27 protein-coding genes are annotated in these 23,818 nt (G+C 70.5%); 13 read left to right on the top strand and 14 right to left on the bottom strand.

What is annotated here, in order from left to right:
- Positions 1-13: 13 nt before the first annotated feature.
- Together OHS81_RS15230 and OHS81_RS15225 are read right to left on the bottom strand one after the other, a co-directional pair.
- A complete protein-coding gene (locus tag OHS81_RS15230) occupies positions 14-1,633 on the bottom strand; it encodes an FAD-binding oxidoreductase (protein WP_328385313.1) in 1,620 nt (539 codons plus the stop codon).
- Between the two features lie 256 nt (positions 1,634-1,889).
- Positions 1,890-2,081, bottom strand: coding sequence for a hypothetical protein (locus tag OHS81_RS15225; protein WP_328385312.1), 192 nt, complete (start codon positions 2,079-2,081; stop codon positions 1,890-1,892).
- 173 nt (positions 2,082-2,254) lie between these two features.
- Here OHS81_RS15225 and OHS81_RS15220 point away from each other — a divergent pair, with 173 nt between their 5' ends.
- Both OHS81_RS15220 and OHS81_RS15215 read left to right on the top strand, forming a co-directional pair.
- Complete coding sequence (locus OHS81_RS15220; RefSeq protein ID WP_328385311.1) at positions 2,255-3,115, top strand: hypothetical protein; 861 nt, start codon at positions 2,255-2,257, stop codon at positions 3,113-3,115.
- 145 nt (positions 3,116-3,260) lie between these two features.
- Entirely contained in the window at positions 3,261-3,482 is a 222-nt protein-coding gene (locus OHS81_RS15215) for a hypothetical protein (RefSeq protein ID WP_443058708.1), read from the top strand.
- A 25-nt stretch (positions 3,483-3,507) separates the two neighbouring features.
- Here OHS81_RS15215 and OHS81_RS15210 read toward each other — a convergent pair whose 3' ends face one another.
- Positions 3,508-3,948 carry a metal-sensitive transcriptional regulator gene (locus OHS81_RS15210; RefSeq protein ID WP_328385309.1) on the bottom strand — a complete coding sequence of 147 codons (441 nt, stop codon included), beginning with the start codon at positions 3,946-3,948 and terminating at the stop codon, positions 3,508-3,510.
- A 194-nt stretch (positions 3,949-4,142) separates the two neighbouring features.
- Between OHS81_RS15210 and OHS81_RS15205 the strand changes: the two genes are divergently transcribed.
- Positions 4,143-4,763 carry a DUF47 domain-containing protein gene (locus OHS81_RS15205; RefSeq protein ID WP_042162406.1) on the top strand — a complete coding sequence of 207 codons (621 nt, stop codon included), beginning with the start codon at positions 4,143-4,145 and terminating at the stop codon, positions 4,761-4,763.
- Positions 4,764-4,772: 9 nt separating this feature from the next.
- Entirely contained in the window at positions 4,773-5,771 is a 999-nt protein-coding gene (locus OHS81_RS15200) for an inorganic phosphate transporter (RefSeq protein ID WP_260636392.1), read from the top strand.
- Between the two features lie 171 nt (positions 5,772-5,942).
- On the opposite strand, the gene pstB is transcribed toward OHS81_RS15200, so the two are convergent.
- From pstB to pstS, 4 genes are all read right to left on the bottom strand, one after another.
- Entirely contained in the window at positions 5,943-6,719 is a 777-nt protein-coding gene (gene pstB / locus OHS81_RS15195) for a phosphate ABC transporter ATP-binding protein PstB (protein WP_328385308.1), read from the bottom strand.
- A 34-nt stretch (positions 6,720-6,753) separates the two neighbouring features.
- Positions 6,754-7,833 (bottom strand): phosphate ABC transporter permease PstA, encoded by a 1,080-nt coding sequence (gene pstA / locus OHS81_RS15190; RefSeq protein WP_328385307.1) that lies wholly within the window; start codon positions 7,831-7,833, stop codon positions 6,754-6,756.
- Complete coding sequence (pstC, locus tag OHS81_RS15185; RefSeq protein WP_328385306.1) at positions 7,830-8,828, bottom strand: phosphate ABC transporter permease subunit PstC; 999 nt, start codon at positions 8,826-8,828, stop codon at positions 7,830-7,832. Before pstC ends, pstA begins: the two co-directional genes overlap by 4 nt.
- Positions 8,829-8,958: 130 nt before the next feature.
- On the bottom strand, positions 8,959-10,077 hold the full coding sequence (gene pstS / locus OHS81_RS15180) for a phosphate ABC transporter substrate-binding protein PstS (protein ID WP_328385305.1): 1,119 nt from the start codon (positions 10,075-10,077) through the stop codon (positions 8,959-8,961).
- 444 nt (positions 10,078-10,521) lie between these two features.
- On the opposite strand from pstS, the gene OHS81_RS15175 reads away from it, so the two are divergent.
- Both OHS81_RS15175 and OHS81_RS15170 read left to right on the top strand, forming a co-directional pair.
- A complete protein-coding gene (locus tag OHS81_RS15175) occupies positions 10,522-11,607 on the top strand; it encodes a C40 family peptidase (RefSeq protein WP_328385304.1) in 1,086 nt (361 codons plus the stop codon).
- A gap of 328 nt (positions 11,608-11,935) precedes the next feature.
- Complete coding sequence (locus OHS81_RS15170) at positions 11,936-13,375, top strand: PP2C family protein-serine/threonine phosphatase (RefSeq protein WP_328385303.1); 1,440 nt, start codon at positions 11,936-11,938, stop codon at positions 13,373-13,375.
- Positions 13,376-13,417: 42 nt separating this feature from the next.
- Here OHS81_RS15170 and OHS81_RS15165 read toward each other — a convergent pair whose 3' ends face one another.
- The 4 genes from OHS81_RS15165 to OHS81_RS15150 form a co-directional block, all read right to left on the bottom strand.
- On the bottom strand, positions 13,418-13,762 hold the full coding sequence (locus OHS81_RS15165) for a DUF2516 family protein (protein WP_328385302.1): 345 nt from the start codon (positions 13,760-13,762) through the stop codon (positions 13,418-13,420).
- A 187-nt stretch (positions 13,763-13,949) separates the two neighbouring features.
- Entirely contained in the window at positions 13,950-14,624 is a 675-nt protein-coding gene (locus tag OHS81_RS15160) for a hypothetical protein (RefSeq protein ID WP_328385301.1), read from the bottom strand.
- Positions 14,625-14,657: 33 nt separating this feature from the next.
- Positions 14,658-15,104, bottom strand: a complete 447-nt coding sequence (locus tag OHS81_RS15155) for a helix-turn-helix domain-containing protein (RefSeq protein ID WP_088799259.1) — start codon at positions 15,102-15,104, stop codon at positions 14,658-14,660.
- 142 nt (positions 15,105-15,246) lie between these two features.
- A complete protein-coding gene (locus OHS81_RS15150; RefSeq protein WP_328385300.1) occupies positions 15,247-16,215 on the bottom strand; it encodes an ArsR/SmtB family transcription factor in 969 nt (322 codons plus the stop codon).
- Between the two features lie 37 nt (positions 16,216-16,252).
- On the opposite strand from OHS81_RS15150, the gene OHS81_RS15145 reads away from it, so the two are divergent.
- Positions 16,253-17,479: an MFS transporter gene (locus OHS81_RS15145; RefSeq protein WP_328385299.1), complete on the top strand. Its 1,227-nt coding sequence runs from the start codon at positions 16,253-16,255 to the stop codon at positions 17,477-17,479.
- On the opposite strand, the gene OHS81_RS15140 is transcribed toward OHS81_RS15145, so the two are convergent.
- A complete protein-coding gene (locus OHS81_RS15140; RefSeq protein ID WP_328391177.1) occupies positions 17,476-17,700 on the bottom strand; it encodes a TetR/AcrR family transcriptional regulator in 225 nt (74 codons plus the stop codon). The two genes, OHS81_RS15145 and OHS81_RS15140, sit on opposite strands and share 4 nt — an antisense overlap.
- Positions 17,701-17,740: 40 nt before the next feature.
- Complete coding sequence (locus OHS81_RS15135; protein ID WP_328385298.1) at positions 17,741-18,664, bottom strand: putative protein N(5)-glutamine methyltransferase; 924 nt, start codon at positions 18,662-18,664, stop codon at positions 17,741-17,743.
- A gap of 384 nt (positions 18,665-19,048) precedes the next feature.
- Between OHS81_RS15135 and OHS81_RS15130 the strand changes: the two genes are divergently transcribed.
- The 3 genes from OHS81_RS15130 to OHS81_RS15120 all read left to right on the top strand — a co-directional run bounded on the left by OHS81_RS15130 (position 19,049) and on the right by OHS81_RS15120 (position 21,087).
- Positions 19,049-19,468: a hypothetical protein gene (locus OHS81_RS15130; protein WP_328385297.1), complete on the top strand. Its 420-nt coding sequence runs from the start codon at positions 19,049-19,051 to the stop codon at positions 19,466-19,468.
- Complete coding sequence (locus tag OHS81_RS15125; protein ID WP_328385296.1) at positions 19,465-19,782, top strand: winged helix-turn-helix domain-containing protein; 318 nt, start codon at positions 19,465-19,467, stop codon at positions 19,780-19,782. Before OHS81_RS15130 ends, OHS81_RS15125 begins: the two co-directional genes overlap by 4 nt.
- A gap of 312 nt (positions 19,783-20,094) precedes the next feature.
- Positions 20,095-21,087 carry an aldo/keto reductase gene (locus OHS81_RS15120; RefSeq protein ID WP_328385295.1) on the top strand — a complete coding sequence of 331 codons (993 nt, stop codon included), beginning with the start codon at positions 20,095-20,097 and terminating at the stop codon, positions 21,085-21,087.
- Between the two features lie 88 nt (positions 21,088-21,175).
- On the opposite strand, the gene OHS81_RS15115 is transcribed toward OHS81_RS15120, so the two are convergent.
- Positions 21,176-21,793 (bottom strand): LysE family translocator, encoded by a 618-nt coding sequence (locus OHS81_RS15115; RefSeq protein ID WP_328385294.1) that lies wholly within the window; start codon positions 21,791-21,793, stop codon positions 21,176-21,178.
- A gap of 120 nt (positions 21,794-21,913) precedes the next feature.
- Here OHS81_RS15115 and OHS81_RS15110 point away from each other — a divergent pair, with 120 nt between their 5' ends.
- From OHS81_RS15110 to OHS81_RS15100, 3 genes are all read left to right on the top strand, one after another.
- The gene (locus OHS81_RS15110; RefSeq protein ID WP_328385293.1) at positions 21,914-22,366 is read left to right on the top strand and encodes an Lrp/AsnC family transcriptional regulator; all 453 of its coding nucleotides are present in this window, start codon (positions 21,914-21,916) and stop codon (positions 22,364-22,366) included.
- 112 nt (positions 22,367-22,478) lie between these two features.
- The gene (locus tag OHS81_RS15105; RefSeq protein WP_328385292.1) at positions 22,479-22,889 is read left to right on the top strand and encodes a VOC family protein; all 411 of its coding nucleotides are present in this window, start codon (positions 22,479-22,481) and stop codon (positions 22,887-22,889) included.
- An 83-nt stretch (positions 22,890-22,972) separates the two neighbouring features.
- On the top strand, positions 22,973-23,797 hold the full coding sequence (locus OHS81_RS15100) for a class I SAM-dependent methyltransferase (protein WP_328385291.1): 825 nt from the start codon (positions 22,973-22,975) through the stop codon (positions 23,795-23,797).
- The last annotated feature ends 21 nt before the right edge of the window (positions 23,798-23,818 follow it).

The following is a 23,818-nucleotide window of genomic DNA, read 5'->3' as shown; positions in this document are numbered from 1 at the left end:
GTGCCGGGCGGTGTCAGAGCGCCTGCGGGAAGGTGCTGAACAGCCGCTGCGGGTCGTAGGTCCGCTTGACCTGGGCGAGCCGGGTGGCGGCGGCGCCGTAGTAGGCGGACTTCCAGTCGGTCAGGCCGGGGTCGGTGTAGTTCTGGTAGGCGGCGCCCGAGGAATAACGGCGCATCGCGTCATGGAACGAATTCAGCCACGCTGTGCGGGTGCCGGACGAGCCGGTCGCCGGCCAGGACGTCAAGTACTGGGCGAGGAACCGCGAGCCGCGGTGCACGAAGGCGGTGTCGGTGCGCCCGACGCGGTTGACCGCGCCGCCCAGCGCCGTCAGCGCCACGTTGCCGTTGACGCCCTTGCGGCCGCCCGCCTCGATCTGGTCCATCAGCGTGCGGATACCGGCCGTGGACAGCGAGCGGTCGAAGAAGTGCGAGCGGGCGGCGTAGGTCTCGCGGCCCAGTTGCCCGGCGCCGGTGTGGCCGGGCAGCGAACCCGGCATATGGCACTGGGCGGTGGACTTGGAGGAGCAGCCCGCGTACGACTCCATGGCGTCCAGGTAGCCGGTCGGCGTGAGGTGGACGCTCTTGGCGGGGCCGGGGCCGCCCGGCTGGTCGGCGAGCTTGTCGAGGGCGTTCTTCAGGTCGCCGTAGCTGCCCAGGGAGAAGGCCGCGACGGAGACGGACGGGGTGTTGCCGGGGCGGGCGTCGAGATGGCAGGCGGACCAGATCTCGTCGGCCTGCACCGGCCCCCACTTCTGCCAGGACGCCACGACCTTCGCCGCCTTGGACCACGGCCAGGTGAGGTACGCCATCACCGCGCGGGGCGCCGGATGCGTACGGAAGCGGAGTTCGGTCACCACGCCGAAGTTGCCGTTGCCGGCGCCGCGCAGCGCCCAGAACAGGTCGGAATGGCGGCTCTTGTCGCAGTCGACGGTCTTGCCGTCGGCCGTGACCAGGGTGGCGCCGACGAGGCTGTCGCAGGTCAGCCCGTACGCACGGGAGACCACGCCATGGCCGCCGCCGAGGGTGAGGCCGGATATGCCGACGGTGGGGCAGGAGCCCCCGGGTATCGTCACGCCGTGCGCCCCGAGGCCTTCGTAGACGTCGATGAGCTTGGCGCCGGCGCCGATGGCGGTGGTACCGCCGGACGGCGCGCCGACCTTGGAGAGCGCGGAGACGTCGATGACGAGCTTTCCGTTGCCGCTGGACCAGCCGGCGTAGGAGTGGCCGCCGCTGCGGATGGCGACCGGGGTGTCGTTGCGCCGGGCGAAGGCGAGGCATTCGGCGATGTCCGACGGGTGCTCGACATAGGCGATGGCCGACGGCTTCAGCGTGTCGTAACGGGTGTTGTACAGGCGGCGGGCGGTCGCGTAGGCGGCGTCGGAGGCCCGCACCAGCTTGCCGTCCAGGCTCTTGCCCAGCGCGGTCCAGGAGGCCTGGGAGGCCCGGCTGTGGACGGCGGCCCCCGCGGAGGAGGCCGCATTGGTCTGTGCCGCAGCGGTGCCGGTCGCGGCGCCGGTGTCCGAGGCGGAGGACGCCGCACCCGCCTTGCCGGTCTTGTTGTCGCAGCCGGTGGCCAAGGCCGCCGAGGCCGCCGCCAGTCCGCCGCCCGCCTGCAGGAGTGTGCGCCGCTTCACTGGGATGAGTCCCCCTCGATGTTGTGGATACGGTCCTGCCCCGCCTGCCGTCGGGCCCGGCCGCAGGTCACGGGGCGCGTGCAGGGAAGGCCGCACCGGGCGGCCGCGGCGGCGTGCTGCCCTCGCGTTCCGCTGTGCCCGGGATTGCTCCGCACTGTCCGGTGTCGTCCGTGCCGTCCGTTACCGGTGCGGTGCGCGTACTCCCCTCACTAGGCAGATGCCGTAAGGGCGTTGAGGGTTCCCGGAACGGACTCGCTCATTCCACGGGGCGCTCGGGGGTGGTGCCCGTACCCGGTCCGCCGGCCACCTCGGCCAGATGGCGCTCGGCGTCCGTACGCGCCTGGGAGCGGGCACGGCGGGCCGGACCCCGCCAGCCACAGGTGCAGCGGGCCGTGCAGAAGGAACCGCTCTCGGTGGTGGAGGTCGTATGGGGGGCTCGGTGGGGCACCCCGCCACGCTACGCGTCCCAGGTGCCCTTGCGTGACGAGCCCCTTCGACGGTCGTTGAACCGGGCGGTCGACGGAACGTCAGATACGGCGGTGGCGGACCGTGTGACCCTCCCGAGCGGACCGGCCGGCCCAGGCCGTTCCCGAAGACAGCGGCCGAGGGGGCTCGTACGCGATGGTGGTGCAGGACAGGCGAGGCGGCGGCGCGGTCGTCGTGGCCGTGGCGTGCGGGACGGGTCTGGCGGTCGGGCTGCTGACGACGGGCTGTTCGCCGGACGGGGCCGCGGCCGACGACCAGGAGCCGTCCGGCCGGGCCGCTGCCGCCGCGGAGGTCCGAGGCAGCGCCACCGCCCTGCTGCGGGCCGGCTCCGCCAGGGTCCGTACGTCCATGGAGACGGTCAGCGGCGGCACCCGGGTCGCCATCCGGGGTACCGGCGGCTACGACTTCGCCACGAGCACCGGGCGGCTGCGGGTCGTCCTGCCCGATCCCGCGGGCCGGACCGGCGGCGGCCATCAGCCGGTCACCGAGATCCTTGCGCCCGGTGCGCTGTTCATGAAGAACCGCGGGGCCGGGGTGCCCGCCGACAAGTGGGTGCGGGTGGCCACCGCCTCCTTGAGCGACGGGAATCTGGTCACCGGCGGGGCGACCGATCCGCTGGCCGCAGCGGAACTGCTGCGCGGCGCGCGGGAGGTGACGTACCAGGGCGAGGAGCGGCTGGACGGCGTGCGGGTGCGGCACTACCGCGGGACGACGGACATCGGGACCGCCGCCCGGGAGGCGTCACCGCGTGCGCGGCCCGCGCTGGTCGCCGCGGAGCAGGGGTTCACCACCGACGCGGTGCCGTTCGAGGTGTATCTGGACGAGGACGGGCGGCTGCGCAAGGTGCGCCAGTGGTTCCGCTACGCCAACGGTGCGCCGAGGGGGGCCGCGGTGACGTCCACCACGGAGCTTTCGGATTTCGGGACAAGGGTCGTGGTTCACCTGCCGGACGAACGCGACATCTACACGGGGAAGATCGCTTCGCCCGCGCCGTAGGGCCGGGTGCGGCGGGGCGGCAGGCATGTGACGGGGGCGCTTGCCGGATGGCGGAAATGGTCCATCCGTGCCATGCGCGGAGCGTGCGCCCGTCCTTACGCTGACGGTAACCACCCAAGGCCTGGGAAGGCGCTCGACGGAGGAGGTGTTGTACGTGGCCGGACACCGCCCTACGACGGTCCAGGACCCCGTAGCCCTCGTCGAGATCGACCTGACCGGTGAGTTGATGATCGCGGCGGCGGCCGCGAGCGAGGACCGGCTCAGCCCGGACCGCATCGACGAGGTGCTGGAGGTCGACGGGGAGGGCGGCGACGGCACGGACCGGGCGTGCCACCGGCCCGGGACCGCGGGATGCCCTCCCGGCTAGCGCGGGGTGCGCCGGGCAGCTCGGCTCAGGTGCGCAGCATCCGCTCGATGGCCTTGGTGGCCTCCCGGACCTTGGCGTCGATGGCCTCGGGGCCCTGGGCGGCCCCCGGAGCGGAGCTCTCGAGGACCGCAGCGGCGACGCAGTGCCGCAGATGTTCCTCCAGGAGCTGGAGGCCGAAGGACTGCAGGCCCTTCGTGCTCGCCGAGACCTGGGTGAGTATGTCGATGCAGTAGACGTCTTCTTCGAGCATCCGCTGCAGTCCGCGGATCTGGCCTTCGATCCGGCGCAGTCGCTTGATGTGTGCGTCTTTCTGCTGTGCGTAGCCGTGGGGGCCGGATGTCGCCGAAGTCTCTGCGTTATCGGTCACGGTTTGAGCTGCGTCCCGGGGGTCGGTGTCCGGCTGCCGGGGGTGGCAGGCCGCGGCGGCTGCGGCGCTGCCGGCGGTGTCGGCGTCCGTGGTCGTCATGGCCGTCTCCCGTGGTATCTAGGCGATCTATATACCCCTGGTGGGTATATGGTACCGAACTTTGCGGGCACCTGTGGTACCCCGTGCAGAGCATGCTGCACGATGGGCGACACTGAAGGAATGCCGGTTAGCTGTGGCTGGATGATGCGCCTAGCATCAACTCGACCGAATCCGATGCACCCCGAGGATTTCACGTGCGCTTTCGTCTGACCCCCAGGGAGACGAGCTTCTACGACATGTTCGCCGCCTCCGCGGACAACATCGTCACGGGCTCCAAGCTCCTGATGGAACTGCTCGGGGCGGACGCCTCCGCTCGTGCAGAGATCGCCGAACGGATGCGGGCGGCGGAGCACGCGGGAGACGACGCGACCCACGCGATCTTCCACCAGCTGAACTCCTCGTTCATCACGCCGTTCGACCGCGAGGACATCTACAACCTCGCCTCGTCGCTCGACGACATCATGGACTTCATGGAAGAGGCGGTCGACCTGGTCGTCCTCTACAAGGTCGAGGAGCTGCCCAAGGGCATCGACCAGCAGATCGAGGTGCTGGCGCGGGCGGCCGAGCTGACCGCCGAGGCCATGCCGCATCTGCGGACCATGACCAACCTCACCGAGTACTGGATCGAGGTCAACCGCCTGGAGAACCAGGCCGACCAGATCCACCGCAAGCTGCTTGCGCACCTCTTCAACGGCAAGTACGACGCCATCGAGGTCCTCAAGCTCAAGCAGATCGTGGACATCCTGGAAGAGGCGGCGGACGCGTTCGAGCATGTCGCCAACACGGTCGAGACCATCGCGGTCAAGGAGTCCTGAGCGCCGCCCATGGAGACCTTCGCGCTCGTCGTGACCATTGCGGTCGCGCTCGGATTCACCTATACCAACGGCTTCCACGACTCTGCGAACGCCATCGCGACCTCGGTCTCGACGCGGGCACTGACCCCGCGCGCGGCGCTGGCGATGGCTGCCGTGATGAACCTCGCCGGTGCGTTCCTCGGCAGCGGGGTCGCCAAGACGGTCAGCGAAGGGCTGATCGCCACTCCCCAGGGCAACCAGGGGATGGGCATTCTCTTTGCCGCGCTGCTCGGCGCGGTGGTCTGGAACCTCGTCACCTGGTACTTCGGCCTGCCGTCCTCGTCCTCGCACGCCTTGTTCGGCGGCATGGTCGGTGCGGCGCTCGCCGGTGGCACCAAGGTCATCTGGGGCGGCGTGATCGAGAAGGTCGTCCTGCCGATGTTCATCTCGCCGGTCATCGGCCTGGTGCTCGGCTATCTGGTGATGGTCGTCATCCTCTGGATGTTCCGTAAGTCCAACCCGCACAAGGCCAAGCGCGGCTTCCGCATAGCCCAGACCGTCTCGGCCGCCGGTATGGCGCTCGGACACGGTCTGCAGGACGCCCAGAAGACCATGGGTGTCGTGGTGATGGCCCTGGTCATCGCCGATGTCGAGGACGCGAACGACGCCATCCCGATCTGGGTCAAGCTGGCCTGTGCGCTCACCCTCTCGCTGGGTACGTACGCGGGTGGCTGGCGCATCATGCGCACCCTGGGCCGCCGCATCATCGAGCTGGACCCGCCGCAGGGCTTCGCCGCGGAGACCACCGCGGCCTCGGTCATGTACACCGCGTCGTTCATGTTCCAGGCGCCGATCTCCACGACCCATGTCATCACCTCCGCGATCATGGGCGTCGGCTCGACCAAGGGCCCGCGCGCGGTGCGCTGGGGCGTCGCCAAGAACATCGTGATGGGCTGGTTCATCACCATGCCGGCGGCGGCGCTGGTCGCTGCGCTCGCGTTCTGGCTGATCCGGCTGGCCTTCGGCTGACCGACCCGGCCACCGGGCGCACCGCAACAGAGCGCACGGACACAGAGCACACAGAATGGGCCCGCCCCCGGGAAGAGGGGCGGGCCCTTCGCCTTGCGGTGGCACCGCCATGCAGCACCGCAGGACGTGGTGGGGGCGGCCCGGCCGGGACGGCCGGGCCGCACTCGGCGCTCAGCCGAAGCGGCCGGAGATGTAGTCCTCCGTGGCCTGGACCGACGGGTTGGAGAAGATCCGCTCGGTCTCGTCGATCTCGACCAGCTTGCCGGGCTGCCCGACGGCGGCGAGGTTGAAGAACGCCGTACGGTCCGAGACACGTGCGGCCTGCTGCATGTTGTGCGTCACGATGACGATCGTGAAGCGCTCCTTGAGCTCGCCGATCAGGTCCTCGATGGCGAGGGTGGAGATCGGGTCGAGCGCCGAGCAGGGCTCGTCCATCAGCAGCACCTGCGGCTCGACGGCGATGGCGCGGGCGATGCACAGCCGCTGCTGCTGGCCGCCGGACAGGCCCGAGCCGGGCTTGTTGAGGCGGTCCTTGACCTCGTTCCAGAGGTTGGCGCCCTTGAGGGACTTCTCGACGATGTCCTTGAGCTCGCTCTTCTTGTACGAGCCGTTCAGCCGCAGACCGGCCGCGACATTGTCGAAGATCGACATAGTGGGGAACGGGTTGGGGCGCTGGAAGACCATGCCGACGGTGCGGCGGACGGCGACCGGGTCGACCCCGGAGCCGTAGAGGTTCTCGTCGTCCAGCATCACCTTGCCCTCGACGCGGCCGCCGGGGGTGACCTCGTGCATCCGGTTCAGGGTGCGCAGGAAGGTCGACTTGCCGCAGCCGGAGGGGCCGATGAAGGCCGTCACGGAGCGCGGCTCGACGGTCATCGAGATGTCGTCGATGGCCTTGTGGCTGCCGTAGTACGCGGAGAGGCCGCTGACGTCGATTCGCTTGGCCATGGAAATCACTGCTTCTTTCTGTCGCCGGGCTGGGTCAGCGGCCGGTTTTGGGGGCCTTCCAGCGGGCGATGCCGCGGGCCACCAGGTTGAGGATCATGACGAAGGCGATGAGGACCAGTGCCGCGGCCCATGCGCGGTCGTACGAGGCCTCGGAACCCTGCTGCCACTGCTGGAAAACGTAGAGCGGCAGCGACTGCTGGGCGTCTTCGAAGGGGTTGTTGTTGATCGTCTTCGCGCCCCACACCAGGAGCAGCACGGGCGCCGTCTCACCGGTGATCCGGGCGATGGAGAGCATCACGCCGGTGGTGATGCCGCCGATCGACGTCGGCAGGACGACCTTGAGGATGGTGCGCCACTTGGGCACGCCGAGGGCCAGCGAGGCCTCGCGCAGCTCGTTCGGGACGAGCTTGAGCATCTCCTCGGTGGAGCGGACCACGACCGGCATCATCAGGATCGCCAGGGACATCGCGCCGGCGAAGCCGGACGGGCCGAAGCCGAGGATCAGGATCCACACGGAGAGGATGAACAGGCCGGCCACGATCGACGGGATACCGGTCATGACGTCGACGAAGAAGGTGACGGCGCGGGCGAGCCGGCCGCGGCCGTATTCGACGAGGTAGATCGCGGTGAGCAGACCGATCGGCGCGGCGATCAGGGTGGCCAGGCCGACCTGCTCCAGGGTGCCGATGATCGCGTGGTTGATGCCGCCGCCGGGCAGCGCGTCCGGCGTGGTGCCCATGGAGTGGGACAGGAAGTAGCCGTTGAGGACCTTGGTGCCGCGGGCGACGGTCTCCCACAGGAGGGAGGCCAGCGGTACGACGGCGATCAGGAAGGCCATCCAGACCAGGCAGGTGGCCAGCCGGTCCTTGGCCTGCCGGCCGCCCTCGACGGCCGCGGACAGCGCGAAGGTGCCGAGGACGAAGAGCAGGGCGGCGATCAGGCCCCACTGGACGGTGCTGTCCAGGCCGGCGCCCAGCCCGATGCCGCAGCCCGCACCGGCCGCGACCAGCGCGAGAACCGGCGGGGTCCAGCGGGGGAGCCGGGCCTGCCGGAGCGAGACGGGCAGCGGGGCGTCGCCGTGAGAGACCGCAGGGCGGTCGGTGGTGATACTCATGCGGCGGCTCCCGAGTACTCCTTGCGGCGGGCGATGATCAGGCGGGCCGCGCCGTTGACGAGCAGCGTGATCACGAAGAGGACGAGGCCGGAGGCGATCAGGGCGTCCTGGCCGAAGGTGTCGGCCTCGCTGAACTTGCTGGCGATGTTCTGGGCGAAGGTGCCGCCGCCCGGGTCCAGCAGGCTGGTGTTGATGAGGAAGCTGGGCGAGAGGACCGTGGCGACGGCCATCGTCTCGCCGAGCGCACGGCCCAGTCCCAGCATGGAGGCGCTGATGATGCCGGAGCGGCCGAAGGGGAGCACCGACATCCGGATGACCTCCCAGCGGGTGGCGCCGAGCGCCAGCGCGGCCTCCTCGTGCATCTTCGGGACCTGCAGGAACACCTCGCGGCTGACGCTGGTCACGATCGGCAGGACCATGATCGCGAGCAGGATGCCGACGGTGAACAGCGAACGGGCCGCCCCGCCTTCGTAGGAGAAGGTGCCGGTCCAGCCGAGGTAGCCGTCCAGCCAGGTGTAGAGGCCGGTCAGCTGCGGGACGAGGAAGAGCGCGCCCCACAGGCCGTAGATGATGCTGGGCACCGCGGCGAGCAGGTCGATGACGTAGCCGAGCGGCGAGGACAGCTTGCGCGGGGCGTAGTGCGAGATGAACAGCGCGATGCCGACCGCGACCGGGACCGCGATGGCCATCGCTACCACCGAGCTGACGACGGTGCCGAAGGCGAGGACCGCGATGCCGAACTTCGGGTCCGACCCGGTGGCGTTCCAGTCCAGGGTGGTGAAGAAGTTGGCCTTGTCGCCGGAGATGGCGAGCACGGAGCGGTAGGTGAGGAAGACCGCGATGGCGGCCATGATCACCAGGAGGGCGATCCCGGAGCCCCGGGAGAGCCCGAGGAAGATCCGGTCACCGGGGCGGACCGCCTTGCCGGAGACGGCGGAGCGGCCGTCGTTCCCTGGCAGGGGCGGGGTATCGGTTGGCGAGGTAGCTGAATTCATGGATTCTCCGGTCTGCGGAGCCCGGCGGGGGCTCCTGGCGCGGCGGTGCACCGGACGGGCGGCGGCCCGAAAGGGGCCCTGGTGAAGGGGCCCCTTTGGCCTGGCGGTCTGCGGGCCGCCGCCCGGTGGGTCAGGAGAGCGTGGTGACGGTCTTGCGGACCTTGTCGGCGATCTCGGGGGGCAGCGGGGCGTAGCCGAGCTGCTTGAGCGCGCTCTGGCCGTCCTTGCTGGCGATGTAGGTCAGGAAGGACTTGGTGGCGGCCAGCGTCTCGGGCTTGTTGCCCTTGTCGCAGGCGATCTCGTTGGTCACCAGGGTGATCGGGTAGGCGCCCTCGGCCTTGGTGGTGTAGTTGAGCTTCAGGGCCAGGTCGTTGCCCTTGCCGGCCTGCGTGGCCTCGGAGATCGCCTTGGAGGCGTTGTCGACGGTGGCGTCGACCGGGGCCTTGGCGCCGGTGTTCAGCTTGACCGTCGGGATCTTGCCGGCCGTGGCGTACGACAGCTCGAAGTACGAGATCGCGCCGCTGGTCTGCTTGACCTGCGAGGAGACGCCGGCCGAGCCGGAGGCCGCCTGGCCGCCCGTGCCCTCCCACTTCTTCGCCGGCTCGTGCTTCCAGTCACCGGGGGCCGCGCCCTTGAGGTACTTGGTGAAGTTGTCGGTGGTGCCCGAGTCGTCGGAGCGGTGGAACGCCTGGATCTTGAGGGCCGGGAGCTTCGCGCCCGGGTTCAGCTTCTTGATCGCGGGGTCGTTCCACTTGGTGATCTTCGAGTCGAAGATCTTCGCCAGGGTCGGGGCGTCCAGCACGAGGTTGTCCACGCCGGGCACGTTGTAGCCGATCGCGACCGGGCCGCCGACCATCGGCAGGTCGATGGCCTGGCCGCCCTTGCAGACCTGCTTCGACTTGGTGATCTCGTCGGGCTTGAGGGGGGAGTCGGAGCCCGCGAAGGCGGTCTGGCCCTGCAGGAAGGTGGTGACACCCGCGCCGGAGCCGGTCGGCTGGTAGTTGATCTCGGTGCCCTTGCAGGCGCCCGAGTAGGCCTGCACCCAGACGTCCATGGCGTTCTTCTGCGCGGAGGAGCCGGACGCGAGCAGCTTGCCCTTGCCCTCGCACTTGATGTTCGACGGCTTGGCGGCACCGGCGCCGGCGCCGGAGGTGTCATCGGAGCCGCACGCCGTCAGGGCCAGGGCACCCGAGACGGCGAGAGCGCCAACGGCGAGGGCGCGAACCCGGTTCTTGCGCTGAAGCTTCACTGTCGAAAGTTCCTTCCTGGGGCGCGCCGCATCGTCGGCGTGCGAGGCGAAGAGTGATCTGAGGGCTATCGCGGTCTGCGATGCCGGAGAGCCGTGTCGCGCTTGCACATCAGGCGAGACGCGCACTCGGTACGGCTGAAATTAGGCAGATCAGGTGAAGCGGCCGATGGAGGGGAGTGAACGCACGGTGAACCTCGGCCATCGGATGGGTGCGGGGCAGAAGTGCTCGCTTGCTCGTGCGAAACGGCCCGTCGCCCTGTTGAATTACCGGCCGGTATGGCAGCATCCGCGCCTGTAGGAATACGCGAATCGGTGCGGAACGACCGGAGGTGGCTGGTGGGGAGCCAGGGGGCACGGCAGGGCGTTCGGGACGTACGGGGTGGGCAGGGCGGGCGGGGGTCATGGGGTGCACAGGGGCCCTGGGGCCCACGGGGCAGCCGGCTCGTGGCGTGCACCGCCGTCGTCCTGTGCGCGGTGGGGCTGCTCGGCGGTACGGCGACGGCCGCCTACGCGGATGACCCGAAGAACCCGTCCGCAGACGCGGGACGGGCCGCCGGCGCGGGGAAGGCCGCGGACACCGACGCCGACGCCCGGCGCCTCGACGAGGTACGCAAGAAGATCGACGCCCTCTATCGCAAGGCCGAGCAGGCCACCGACGCCTATAACGCCGCCAAGGAACAGGTCGGGCTCCAGCAGAAGGAGATCGTCAAGCTGGCGCGGAGCATCGACAGCACCCAGCGCCGGCTGGCCACCCTCAAGCGGCGGGCGGGCGCGCTGGCCAGCGCCCAGTACCGCGGCGGCGGAATGCCCGCCGAGGCGAAGCTGATGCTCAACGTCGACCCCGAGGGCTTTCTCGACAATGCCACCCTGGCGCGCAAGGGTCAGCTGGCGGCCAAGCGAATGATCAGCCAACTGTCGCACCTGGAAGGCGACTTGGAGGGCTATTCGGACGCGGCCACGGACCGCTGGGAGAAGCTGGAGGCGAACCGCAAGAAGAAGGAAAGCGCCCAGCGGGACATCAAGAAAAAGATCGACGAGGCAAAGAAGCTCGAATCCCGGCTGGCCGCCAAGGAAAAGGACCGGCTGAAGAAGCTGGAGGACGAGCTGGCCTTCAAGCAGCAGCAGAAGTGGCTGGACTCGGGCGTACTGAAAGACATCGGCAACAAAGCCTCGGCGCTCGGTAAGAAGGCGATTTCGTACGCCACCGCACAGATCGGCAAGGACTATGTGTGGGGTGCGGAAGGGCCGGACACCTTCGACTGCTCCGGGCTGACCCTGCGGGCGTGGCAGGCCGGCGGCCGGACCATTCCGCGGACCTCGCAGGAGCAGTGGCACCAGCTGCCCCGGGTCGCGCTCAAGGACATGCGGCCGGGCGATCTGATCATTTATTTCTCCGATGCCAGCCATGTCGGGATGTATCTCGGTGACGGTGCGATTGTCCATGCGCCGCGGCCGGGCCGGCAGGTCACGATCACCGGCGCCGGCTCGATGCCGATCCTCGGTGTCGTCCGCCCGGATGGTGACGGCTGACGCGATGGCGCGGATCACACGCGCGATAAATGACCGGATTGTTTCCTGTCCGAGAGTTGTCGTCGGGTAGCGGAAAGCACCCGGGCGGGGTGATGTTCGTCATTCCGCATTCCGCCCTCCCCAGGTCAAATGGCTTATCGGGTGCGGCATATGACGATGGCCGATTGCCACCGGGCATTCCATCCCACTCCGTACTGGCGCTATGGTCGCCTGGCAGTGCCCGGTGTGCCCCCGCTCCACTGACCGACGAGCGGCGGGAAGCCGGGCACGGTGGTGCGCCGGTCGGCGCTCCGCCGCACCCCTCGGGGGGAGGGAAGGAAGCAGACCAATGCCCGTACCCGTACCGCACCAGCGGGCGGTCGTGCTGCCGCACCAGGCAGGACCGGTGGACGACGCCTGCGCGGACACCGCGCGGGTCGCCGACGCGCCGGGCGCGGGGGACACGACGGCCCAGGGCGTGAGCGCCCCGGCGACCGCCGTGGGCCGGCCGTCGGCCCCTTTGGGATCCCACGGCTTCCAGAAGCCCGAGCAGCCGCAGCCGGCCGCACAGCCGGTTCCGGCCGACCACGCGCCCGCCCAGCAGGGTCTGACCCTGCTCCTCATCGGCGAGGACCCCAACAGTCATGTCCCCGATATGTGGGACTGGGCGGGCCGCAAGGTGCGTCTGCGGACCGCCCGTAACCTCACCGAGGCCGGGCGGCTGCTCACCGACGATGTGCACTGCATCCTGCTCGACCTTCCCCCGCGGGCGCCCGGCGACCGCACGGAACGTGACCCGGACCGCGGCGGCACCCCCGACGACGAGCTGGGCATGCTGCGCGACGTCCTGCGGATGGCCACCTCGCACGCCGTCCTCGTCCTCACCTACGAGACGGACGCCGAGCGCGCCGCCGACGCCGTACGCGTCGGCGCCCAGGACTACCTCTTCCGCGACGAGCTGGACGGCGCGGTGCTCAGCCGCGCGGTCCGCTACGCCGTCGAGCGCAAACGCGCCGACCTTGCGCAGCGCCAGCTCACCGAGTCGCGGATGCTCGCCCAGGAGAACGCCCGCCTGGAGCGCGGCCTGCTGCCGACGCCCCTGCTCGACGGCTCCAATCTGCGGTTCGCCGCCTGCTACCGCCCCGGCCGCAGCCGTGCGCTGCTCGGCGGCGACTTCTACGACACCGTCCGCACCCCGGACGGCACCGTCCACGCGATGATCGGCGACGTCTGCGGCCACGGCCCCGACGAGGCCGCGCTCGGCGTCGAACTGCGCATCGCCTGGCGCGCGCTGACCTTCGCCGGGCTCTCCGGCGACGAACTGCTCGCCACGCTCCAGAAGGTCCTGGAGCACGAGCGGGCGGACGACGAGATCTTCGCGACGCTGTGCACCGTCGACATCTCCGCGGACGGCCGCCGCGCCGGTCTGTGCCTGGCCGGCCACCCCGCACCGCTGCTGGCCCAGGCCGGCCAGCCTCCGCAGCTGCTGCCGTACGAGTTCGGCGGCCCGGCGCTCGGCCTGCTGCCGCACGCCCGCTGGCCGCGCCGGCAGGTGGAGCTGGGCGGCTCGTGGAGCCTGATGATGTACACCGACGGCCTGATCGAGGGCCGGATCGGCGAGGGGAACCAGCGCCTCGGCCAGGACGGCATGACTGAGCTGGTGAGCCGGCAGATGGCCGCCGGCCTCACGGGCGAGGAGCTGCTGGAAGCCTCGGTCAGAGAGGTGCGCGATCTGAACGGCGGCGAGCTGACGGACGACGTGGCGGTACTGCTGCTGGACCGGCGGTAGCCGGTCGCCGTCGTCGTCCGGCTCAGCGCCCGGTCGTCCCGCTCAGCGCCCGCCGTTGTAAGGCCCGTACGGCCCGTCCGAGCTGGAGCCCCCGCGCCGGGGTGCGCGGCCGCCGCCGGTGACCTCCCGGAGCGCCGGGCGTACGTCGACGGTGTAGACGATCACTGCGATCACGCCGATGACCGGCAGGAACGACATGATCGGGAGAATGAACAGCAGCGCCGTGGCCAGGGCGAGGAAGATCAGCCACATGCCCTTGGTCTGCTTGCTCGCGGCGCGATAGGCGTCCTCACGGCGCACGGCGGCGTCGATCAGCATCACGGCGGCATAGACGCCCAGGGCGAGCTGCACCCAGCTCAGAATGCTCTGGAACCCGTAAATCAGCACGCCTTACACCGCCCGTTCGCCAGTCGTGTCGTCTCGGTCTGCGGCGGCCCGACTGCCGCCCATGCGGCCCCACCGTACCCGGACAACGGGCCGGGCACCCGAAGTGTGCCCGGCCCGGCCCGTGAAACGGGGACCTCGGGGAAAAGTGAGCGAGCTCACTTCGCCTCGTCGTGTGCGCCCGGTGTCCTCACTTGGCGGACGGCGGGGTGCTCTTCTTCGCCGGCGCCGGGGCCGGCTTGCGCTGCGGCGGCGCGGGGGTCGGCTTGCGCTGCGCGACGGGCTTCTTCGCCGCGGCCGGCCTGGGCTGCGCCGAGGGGGTGGCCTTGGTCTCCGCCTTGGTGCCGTTCGTGGTCTGGTTCTTCGTCCCCGTGGCGGTCTGGGGCTTCGCCCCGCTCTTGCCCGCCTGCTTCGGCGCCGGCTCCGGCTCGATCGCCACCGCAAGGTCCTCGACCTGGTCGGCGGCCTCGCCGCGCCAGGTCGCCACCGCGCCGCGACCGCGCTCGGCCAGCTCCTCGTAACCCTCACGGGTCTTCACGACGGCCTCGGCCGCGCGGCCCACGCCCTGCAGCGCCAGCTCCTGCGCCTGGTCACGGACCTTCTTGATGTCGCCGTCCAGCGAGCCCAGCAGCTCGGTCAGCTTCTCCTTGGCGTCCTTGGCCTGCTTGGTGACCAGAGCCTGGACGTCCTTGGGGTCGGTGCTGCGGACGGACTCGAAGCGCTTGGGCGCCTCGATCCGGATCTTCTCGACGAACTGCGGCACCTCGCCGAGCTTCTCGGCAGCCAGGTCGACGGTGCCGGCCAGGGCGTACAGCGGGGTCGCGTCGGTCAGGGCCTTGCGGAGGTCATCGGTGTTGATGGCCATGACGTTATTCCTCCTGGAAACGTAATCGGTTGCTCAGGTGGCGTGCGGGCCGCCGTCGGCCTCTGTCTCAAGGGAGTCCGTGTCGCGCCCGTCCTCAGGTCCGCTCACAGCGGTGTCCTTGCCGCCGCTCCCGAGCCCGTTCTCCTTGCGGAAGGACTCGTAGATCTGCAGCAGGACCTGCTTCTGTCTCTCGTTCAGCGCCGGGTCGGTGAGTATCGCGGTCTGTACCTCGACCCCGTCCAGACCCTGCCGTTCGTCCAGAATCCCGGCCTGGACGTACAGCGTCTCGGCGGATATCCGCAGTGCCTTGGCGAGCTGCTGCAGAATCTCCGCGCTCGGCTTGCGCAGGCCGCGCTCGATCTGGCTGAGGTACGGGTTGGACACCCCGGCGGCATCCGCGAGCTGCCGCAGACTCAGCTGCGCCGTGCGCCGCTGCTCCCGCAGGAACTCGCCGAGATTGCCGACGTTGAGTGATGCCATACCTCGATGGTGCCCGGAAGTGCTAACTATTGCAAGCGGAGTGCTAGCAGGAGTGGTGCGGGTGGGTGTGGCCGAGGGGACCGGGCACGAGAGGTGCCACCGGCCACCGGCCACCGGCCACCGGCCGCCGTTCAGGCGCCTCTCAGCGTGTGCCCTTTCGACGGCCGGACGACGCACCTGGCCGGTGACTCGCCGGTTCCGGACGGCTCCCCGGTTCCTGCTCCTGGTGGCCCGTCCCGGCCCCCGACGCCTCCACGAGCACTTCCCCGGCCGTCGTCCGCTCGTACAGCACCGACCGCCCGGCTCTCCGCCGCCCCACCAGCCCCGCGTCCAGCAGCACCCGCAGATGCCGCCCCACCGACCCCAGTCCCTGTCCGGTGACGGCGACCAGCTGGGTCGTGCTCAGGGGAGTCCCGAGCAGGACCAGCAAGCGGGCCCGGGCGGGCCCGATGAGCGCCCCGAGGCCGGCCGGGACGGGCCGGTGGTCGTGGTCCTCGGCGAGCACCCCGAGGCATGGGTAGACGACGGCGTACCGCTCCCTGCCCTCCCACGACACCCACCCGGTCTTCGGCGTCACCGGCATGAACAGCAGCTCGGCCCCCGCGGCGATCTCCCGCGGCGGATACGCGTGCAGGTTGACCTGGAACCGGCTCTCCCCGAGCCACCGCGTCCCCGGCCGCAGCTCGTCCAGCACGGCCGCCCAGCCGCCCTGGCTCACCCGTGTGGTCCGCGCGACCATGTCGGCCTCCAGGACGCGCCGCCGACGCTCCCAGTACGGCCGTACGGTCTCCTCCCAGACGTACGTCAAGAGCGCGGTCGCCCGTTCTGGCAGGTCGTCCCGCTCCAGGGCGGCGGGGAGCGGGCCCCGGAGGGACACCCGGAGGTCGGCGTGCGCCACCTCGGCCCCGGCCGCCCGCACCCGGGCCACGCTCGCCTCGAAACTCTCCCCGGCGCACGAGGTGGGGCAGATGAAGTCGGCGATCCAGGACGTGCCGAGGGCCGCCCGTACCAGCAGCGCGGTCACCGGGTCGGCCGCGAGGCGCGCGCGGTATCCGGGCAGGTGTGCGCGCAGCCATGCCTCCTCGCCCGGGTGGGCGTGTCGGCGAAACATTAACCACAGCCTCCGGGCCGCTTCGAGACTCCGACGCATGCGCAGCTACCGCACCCTGTTCCGCACCCCGGAGTTCACCCCGTTCCTGCTCTCCTTCGCCGCCCACGGCGCGGCCCAGACGATCGGCGGCCTGGCCCTCGGCACGCTGGTCTTCCGGGCCACCGGCTCCCCGCTCCTGTCGGCGGTGAGCATGTTCGGCCCACAGCTGGCGCAGGTGCTGGGAGCCGCGTTCCTGCTCTCGGGGGCCGACCGCCTGCCTCCGCGCGCGGCACTCACCGGCCTCGCCCTCGCCTTCGCGGCCGGTACGGCGGTGCTCGCGCTGCCCGGCCTGCCGGTCGGGGCGGTCTTCGCCGTCGTACTGGCGCAGGGCCTGATCGCCTCCCTGGGCGGGGGCGTGCGCGCGGGACTGCTCAACGACATCCTGCCGAAGGACGGCTATGTCCTGGGCCGTTCCGTGTTCAACATGCTCTGGGGCCTGATGCAGGTGGCCGGTTTCGCGACGGGCGGCGCGCTGCTGGCGCTCCTGACGCCGAGGACGTGCCTGCTCCTGGCGGCGGCGCTGTACGTGCTGTCGGCCCTCGGCACCCGCCTCGGCCTCACGGCCCGCCCGCCACGCTTCTCCGGCCGCCCGTCCGTCTCGGCGACCTGGCGCACCAACGCCCTCCTGTGGTCCTCGCGCCCCCGCCGCCTGACGTACCTGGGCCTGTGGATCCCCAACGGCCTGGTGGTCGGCTGCGATTCGCTCTTCGTCTCCTACGCCCCCGGAGCGGCCGGGACGCTGTTCGCGTGCGGGGCGCTGGGCATGTTCGTGGGCGATGTGACGGTGGGCCGCCTGGTGCCGCCCGCGTGGCGCCCCCGCCTCGCGGTCCCGCTGCGCCTGCTGCTGGCGGCGCCGTACCTGTTCTTCGTCCTGCGGCCGGGAGTGGCGCTGTCGGCCGTGGCCGCTGCCGTCGCCGCCGTCGGCTTCGCCGCGAGCCTGGTCCTGCAGGAACGCCTGATGTCCCTGACGCCCGACCACCTCGCGGGCCAGGCCCTCGGCCTGCACTTCGTCGGTATGTCCACCCTGCAGGGCGTCGGCGCGGCCCTGGCGGGCACGCTGGCCCAACTGACCTCCCCGGCCACGGCGATGACGATGCTGGCGGCCGGATCGGTCACCGTGACACTGACCCTCGCGGCGCTGGGGCGGCATGAGGAGCGACGGTCGGCTGTCCCCGGCACGCGCACGCGTCCGGGTGCCTTGCCGGAACCCGCCGCCGTGGATTAGGGGGATTGAGGGACTGCAGGGACTGCGGAGCCACTGGGTGACGACGACGTCGATGAACTCGGCGGTTGCCTGGCCGCGGTCGAGGAAGAGCCGGGCGAGCACCGGCCCGTAGAGCAGGGTGTGCTCGGTGTTTCCAGGATCAGGCCGAAGAGCAGCGCGGCCCGGTTGGGCCAGTGGTGGTAGAGGGTCTGGCGGGTGACGTCGGCGTGCTCGGCCGGCAGCGCGTACGTCAGCCCGGTCGGTCCTACCTGGGGCAGTAGTTCACGAGCGACGGTCAGTACGCGGTTCCGGGTGCGCTGGACGCGCGCGGGCCCCTATGACGACCGTGGCGTAGAGCTCGTCGGACTCGGCCACCCGGGGGAGCAGCCCGTTGCGGGTGAAGGCCTCGACGGCCTGCGGTGCCTGGTGTTCGCTTGTCTCGACCAGCAGATGGCCCCCCGGCGCCAGCCACAGCGGGGCCGCCGCGGTCACCCGTCGCAGGACGTCGAGCCCGTCCGCGCCGCCGTCGAGCGCCACCAGCGGCTCGAACTCGCGGGCCTCGGGCGGCAACAGCCCGACCTCCTCGGTCGGTACGTAGGGAACGTTGGCCACCAGGATGTCGATACGGCCCCGGAGGCCCGCGGGGAGCGCATCGAAGAGGTCGCCCTCGTAGACCCGGCCCCCGGCGTCGGTGATGTTGCGGCGGGCGCAGCGCACCGCGGCGGGCTCGATATCGGCGGCGTACAGCTCGACCCGGTGAAGGGCTGCGGCCAGCACCGCGCCCACCGCGCCCGATCCGCAGCACAGATCGACGACGACCGTGGGCCGCCCGGTGCGGTCGGCGGTCCGCAGACCGAGGCCGATGGCCTGGTCCACCAGGAACTCGGTGCGGCGGCGCGGTACGAAGACCCCGGGATCGACGGCGATCCGTCGCCCGTGGAACTCAGCCCAGCCGACGACGTGTTCCAGCGGCAGGCCGAAGGCGCGCCGCTCCACCATGGCGGCGAGCTCGTCCGCGGTATGCGCGGTGGACAGGAGCAGTTCCGCCTCGTCCTCGGCGAAGACACAGCCGGCGGCGCGCAGCGTGGCGACGACGGCGGAACGGGAGAGCGGCGTGCAAACGGGAGCCGGGGAGGGAGAGGAGGAAGAGGGGGAGGAGGGAGAGGAAAGAGGTGACGGATGGGACGACATCTGAAACGACGACATGTGAGCCTTTCGGGGCGCCGACGGCGCTTCCCGGGTTCACGTGTGTCGGGCGGTCACCTGCATCGAGGGGACCACAGGGACGTGAGCCGGGAGCGCCTGCCTGGTCTGGCGGGGAATCGGTCTCACCTCCTGGGTCGGTCCACTTCTGAGGGCGCCACATTACCTGACCTGGATCGCGGCGCACAGGTGGGCAGCGCGGCAGGGCGAGGGAGCGCCGAGGCGGAGCAGCAGAGCAACGGAGCGTCGGAGCAGCCGGGCAACTGCTCCCGGGCGGAGGGGACTTCGCGTCGGCAGCGAATGGCTGGAAAGTACTTGTCATATCGGAAAGTACTTGTCACGCTGAATGCAGAGATTCGGAGCAGTACCAGTTGTCGGGGGGACGATATGGCGGAGTACGCCTCGCAGGAAGCAGCGGCCGCACTGGACCGTGCGCAGAAACTGAGCTCGACGGTGCGGGACGGCACGAGGTGGTACGTCGGATACCAACTGATCTACGGCTGCGCTTCCGCGGTCCTGGTGCTCTGCATCGGACTGCTGAGCTGGCCTTACGGCATGGCGATCGGCATCGGCTCGTGGTGCGCCACGATCACCGGGTTGTCGGTCTATGCGGCCCGGCAGCGCGTGGCCCGGCGCGGGTTCGGAGGGAGGCACGGCATCATGATCGCGTCCTGGGGGCTGCTCTACGGCGCGGTGCTGTTCCCTGGCACCATGTGGTTCCCGGGGGCCCTGGCGTGGTGGGTTCCCGGCGCAGTGGTGGTTGCCCTTCCCGGGCTGATAGGCGCTTACTTGGAGGCCCGCCGGTGACCGACCCGCATCACGGGGCACATCCGCGACACGCGCTCGACGACGTGATACACGCGCCGGTCCGCTTCTCCATCGTGGCGACCCTCGCGGCTGCCGAGAAGGCCGAGTTCGCCTTTGTCCGCGACGCCGTCGAGGTGAGCGATTCGGTCCTGTCGCGGCAGGTGGCCACCCTGGAGAAGGCCGGCTATGTCGCCGTCAAAAAGGGGTATGTCGGCAAGCGCCCACGCACCTGGCTCGCCCTGACGCCCGCCGGCCGCACCGCTTTCGCGGCGCACTGTCAGGCCCTGCGGGCGATAGCGGGCGACAGCGGCTGACGACGGACGGCGGCTGACGGCGGCCGATGGCTCAGGGAGGACGGCCCCGCCGGAACAGACGGGCTTCTCGGAGCACGGGGGCTCGTCAGCTCAGGCAGCGCCAGAGCGATGCCGTGTTGACTTGAAGTGCGCTCCAACTCATACCGTCCGGGACGTGACTCCGGTACAAGCCCGCCACCCGGGCCCGGAGTTCAGCAATCAGGACAGGATCAGAGGCAGAGACTCAGAATCCGAGACTCAGAGTCAGAGAGTCAGAGGCAGAGACTCAGAGCCCCGGATCCGTCCGCCGTACGTCCAGGAGGTAGCTGCAACATGACCACGATGAACATCCCGTCGCGTCGCCTCGGCGAGCTGGTGGTTTCCGCGCAGGGGCTCGGCTGCATGGGGATGAGTCATGGGTACGGGGCGTCGGACGACACGCAGTCGATCGCGACCATCAACCGGGCGCTCGACCTCGGTGTCAGCCTCCTGGACACCTCCGACTTCTACGGAGCGGGGCACAACGAGGAGCTGATAGGCCGGGCCATCGCCGGCCGGCGGGACGAGGCGGTGCTGGCGACGAAGTTCGGGTTCGCCAACCGGCTCGGTGAGCCGACCGCGATCCGCGGCGATGCCGCCTATGTACGGGAGGCCTGCGACGCATCGCTGCGCCGGCTCGGGGTCGATCACATCGACCTCTACTACCAGCACCGCGTCGACCCCGACGTACCGATCGAGGAGACCGTCGGTGCGATGGCCGAACTCGTCGCGGCGGGCAAGGTGCGGCACCTCGGGCTGTCCGAGGCGAGCGCGGCGACCCTGCGGCGGGCGCATGCGGTGCATCCGATCGCCGCGCTGCAGAGCGAGTGGTCGCTGTGGACCCGCGATCTGGAGCAGGAGATCGCCCCGGTGTGCCGTGAACTCGGTATCGGTCTGGTGCCGTTCTCGCCGCTCGGACGCGGCTTCCTGACCGGCCGCTACACCTCGGTCGAGGGCCTGCCGGAGTCCGACCTGCGCCGCAGCCAGCCGCGCTTCGCCGACGGCAACCTGGAACAGAACCTGGCCATCGTCGAGCAGTTGGACGCGCTCGCCGCACAGAAGGGCGTCAGCGCCGGACAGCTCGCGCTGGCCTGGGTGCAGCACCGTGGGGATGACGTCGTGCCGATCCCCGGAACCCGCCGGGAGAAGTACCTGGAGGAAAACCTCGGGGCGCTCGCCGTCGAGCTGACCGCCGAAGAACTCGCCGCGATCGACGCCGCGGCGCCGGCCGCCCGGATCGCCGGTACGCGGTACGACGAGGCCAGCATGACCTTCGTCAACCGGTAAACCGGCCCGGACGCAGCCGTCGTCAGAGCGTCACAGCGGGGCTGATCAGGCAGATGGGCGTCTGCGCCGTTCGCAACGAGCGGGTCCGTCAGCCTGCCAGGCTTTCCACCAGCAGGAGCCCGCCGATGACGATCATCATGGCACCGGAGCATCGAGTGACCGCCCGGGCTGCCGACGGCCGGGTCTTCAACACGGTCCGGGCGAGCACGGCGACGCCGAGGTAGACGACGGCGCATGCGGTCATGTGGAGCGTGCCGAGCAACCCCGTCTGCGCGGCGACGGGCCAGCCCGTCGCCGGGTCGATGAACTGCGGGAACAGCGAGAAGTACAGCAGCAGCGCCTTCGGGTTGAGGCCGCTGGTCCCGGCCCCCTTGAGCATGATCTGCAAGCGGGAGGAGCCCATGGCCGCACCGGAGGCCGTCAGCGTGGCCGGCTGCCTCAGCACGCTGCAGCCGAGCCACACCAGGTAGCCCGCCCCCGCGACGGTCAGCGCGGTGAGCAGGGTCGTCGAGCTCGCCACGATCACCACCAGACCCGCGACGGCGAGCAGTGTGTATCCCGCGTACCCGGCTATCAGTCCCGCGACCGCCGGAACGACCGACCGGTCCCGCAGTCCCGCCCCGATCGCATAGGCCCAGTCCGCGCCAGGGGTGAACACCAGCAGGAGATCCACCGCCAGGAAAGCCGCCAGCGTCGTCGTGTCCATGGACCGGTCCTTCTCTCGCGTTCCGCGTTCTGCGCTACGAGGGGAAGGTTAGGTCCGATCTGCCCGAAAATGTTTCCGCATTTACCTCATGATCGCGCTTGTTGAGGGAGAATCTTCTCCATGGACGCCTTGGATCGGAAGATTCTTACCGAGCTGCAGTTGGACGGCCGTCTCACGGTCACCGAGCTCGCCGCCCGCGTGCAGCTGAGCGTGTCGCCCTGCCACCGCCGCCTGCGCGACCTCGAACGAGCAGGCGCGATCCGCGGCTACCGCGCCGTCGTGGACCCGGCCGCCGTCGGCCTCGACTTCGAAGCCCTCGTCTTCGCCACGCTGCGCTGGGAGGACCGCGACACCGTCACCGCTTTCGAGGAGGCAGTGGCCGCCGTCCCGCACGTGCTCCAGGCCCAGCGCCTGTTCGGCGAGCCCGACTACCTCCTGCGCATCGCCACCACCGACCTGGCCGCCTTCCAGCAGCTCTACGACCAGCGCCTGGCCAGACTGCCGGGCGTCCAGCGCCTGACCTCCACCCTCGTCATGAAGCACGTCGTCGACGACCGCCCGCTGCCCGAGTAGCCCCGCCGCGAGCACTGCCTCATGAGGCGGCTTTAGACTTTTTGCAGCGTGAGGGGGCCGGTGCCGACGGTCGCCGTTCCGGGCCGTTGGCCGTACGGAAGGGCGGCGCGCCATGGACTGGAAGCTCGAACTGGTGCCGGTTCCGGTTGCCGATGTGGAGCGGGCCAAGCACTTCTACGGCGAGCAGATGGGCTTTGCCGTCGATCACGACATGTGCGTCGGCGACGAGGTGCGCATCGTGCAGCTGACACCGCCGGGGTCGGGCTGCTCGATCGTGATCGGCGCGGGCGACGGGGTCATGGAGGGAGAGCCCGGTTCCGTGCGGGGGCTCCAGCTGGTGGTCTCCGATATCGCCGCGGCCCGTGCGCAACTGGTCGAACGGGGCGTGGCGGCCGGTCCCGTGCAGCATGTGGAGGACGGGGCGATGGTCGACGGCCCCGGCGGTGCGTGGAATTCGTTCGTCTACTTCAGCGACCCGGACGGCAACGGATGGGCGCTGCAGGAGCGGCCGTCCGCGGGCTGACAGGTGTGACAGGTGTGACGGATCTGCCAGGTCTGGCAGGTCTGGCAGGTCACGGAGCCGGCTGGGCTTCTAGGGTCGGCGTCATGGCGATGGACCGGGAAGACTTTCTGCGTGCCTTTCATGCCGCGCATCCCGCGGTGACCGCGCGGGCGATGGCTCACGGGCGGGCCGGGGACGGCCGTTCCAGTTACGACATCCTGCGGGACCGGGTGGCGGCGTGCGGCCGGGTGCTGGATCTCGGCTGTGGCGACGGGCTGTTGCTGGAACTCCTTGCCGCCGGAGAGGCGGGCGCCCGTCGCCGGCTCGCCGGGATCGACCTGTCCGCCGAGGAATTGGCGCTGGCCCGCCGCCGCCCCGGCGTCGAGCGGGCGGACCTCCGCGTCGGCAGGGCGCAGCAACTGCCCTTTCGCGCCTCGCACTTCGACGGATGCGTCTCCCATATGGCGCTGATGCTGATGAGCGAGGCGGAGCAGGTTGCGGCGGAGCTGGCGCGGGTGCTGGAGCCGGGCGGGACGCTGGCCGTCGTCGTGGGCGGCGGGCCGGCCGGCGGTGAGGCGTACGAGAGGTTTGTGCGGCTGGCGAAGCCGCTGTTCAAGGCGGCGCCGCCGGAGCGGCGGACCCCGCCGCTGGGGGACCGGCGGCTGCGCAGCCACGAGGGCTTCGGCGAGGTGTTCGGGGCGGCCGGATTCGGCCGCGTGGAGTGGGAGACCGTACGGATCGACCTGTCCGGGCCGCCCGAACGGATCTGGCGCACCGTCGGCTCCTTCTACGACCTCGGACCGCTCGACGCCGCGGTCACCGCGGATCTACGGGCCCGCTTCGAGGCGGAGTCGGCGGTGGCAGCGCTGCCGGACGGCAGCATTCCGTGCGCGATGAACGTGCATCTCGCGACGGCGGTGCGGCGGTAGTCCGGCAGCGGCTCGGTGGCT

Source organism: Streptomyces sp. NBC_00400 (assembly GCF_036048035.1).
Classification (GTDB): domain Bacteria; phylum Actinomycetota; class Actinomycetes; order Streptomycetales; family Streptomycetaceae; genus Streptomyces.
The sequence above is the reverse complement of the archived record's forward strand: the minus strand, read 5'-3'. Positions and strand labels throughout refer to the sequence as shown.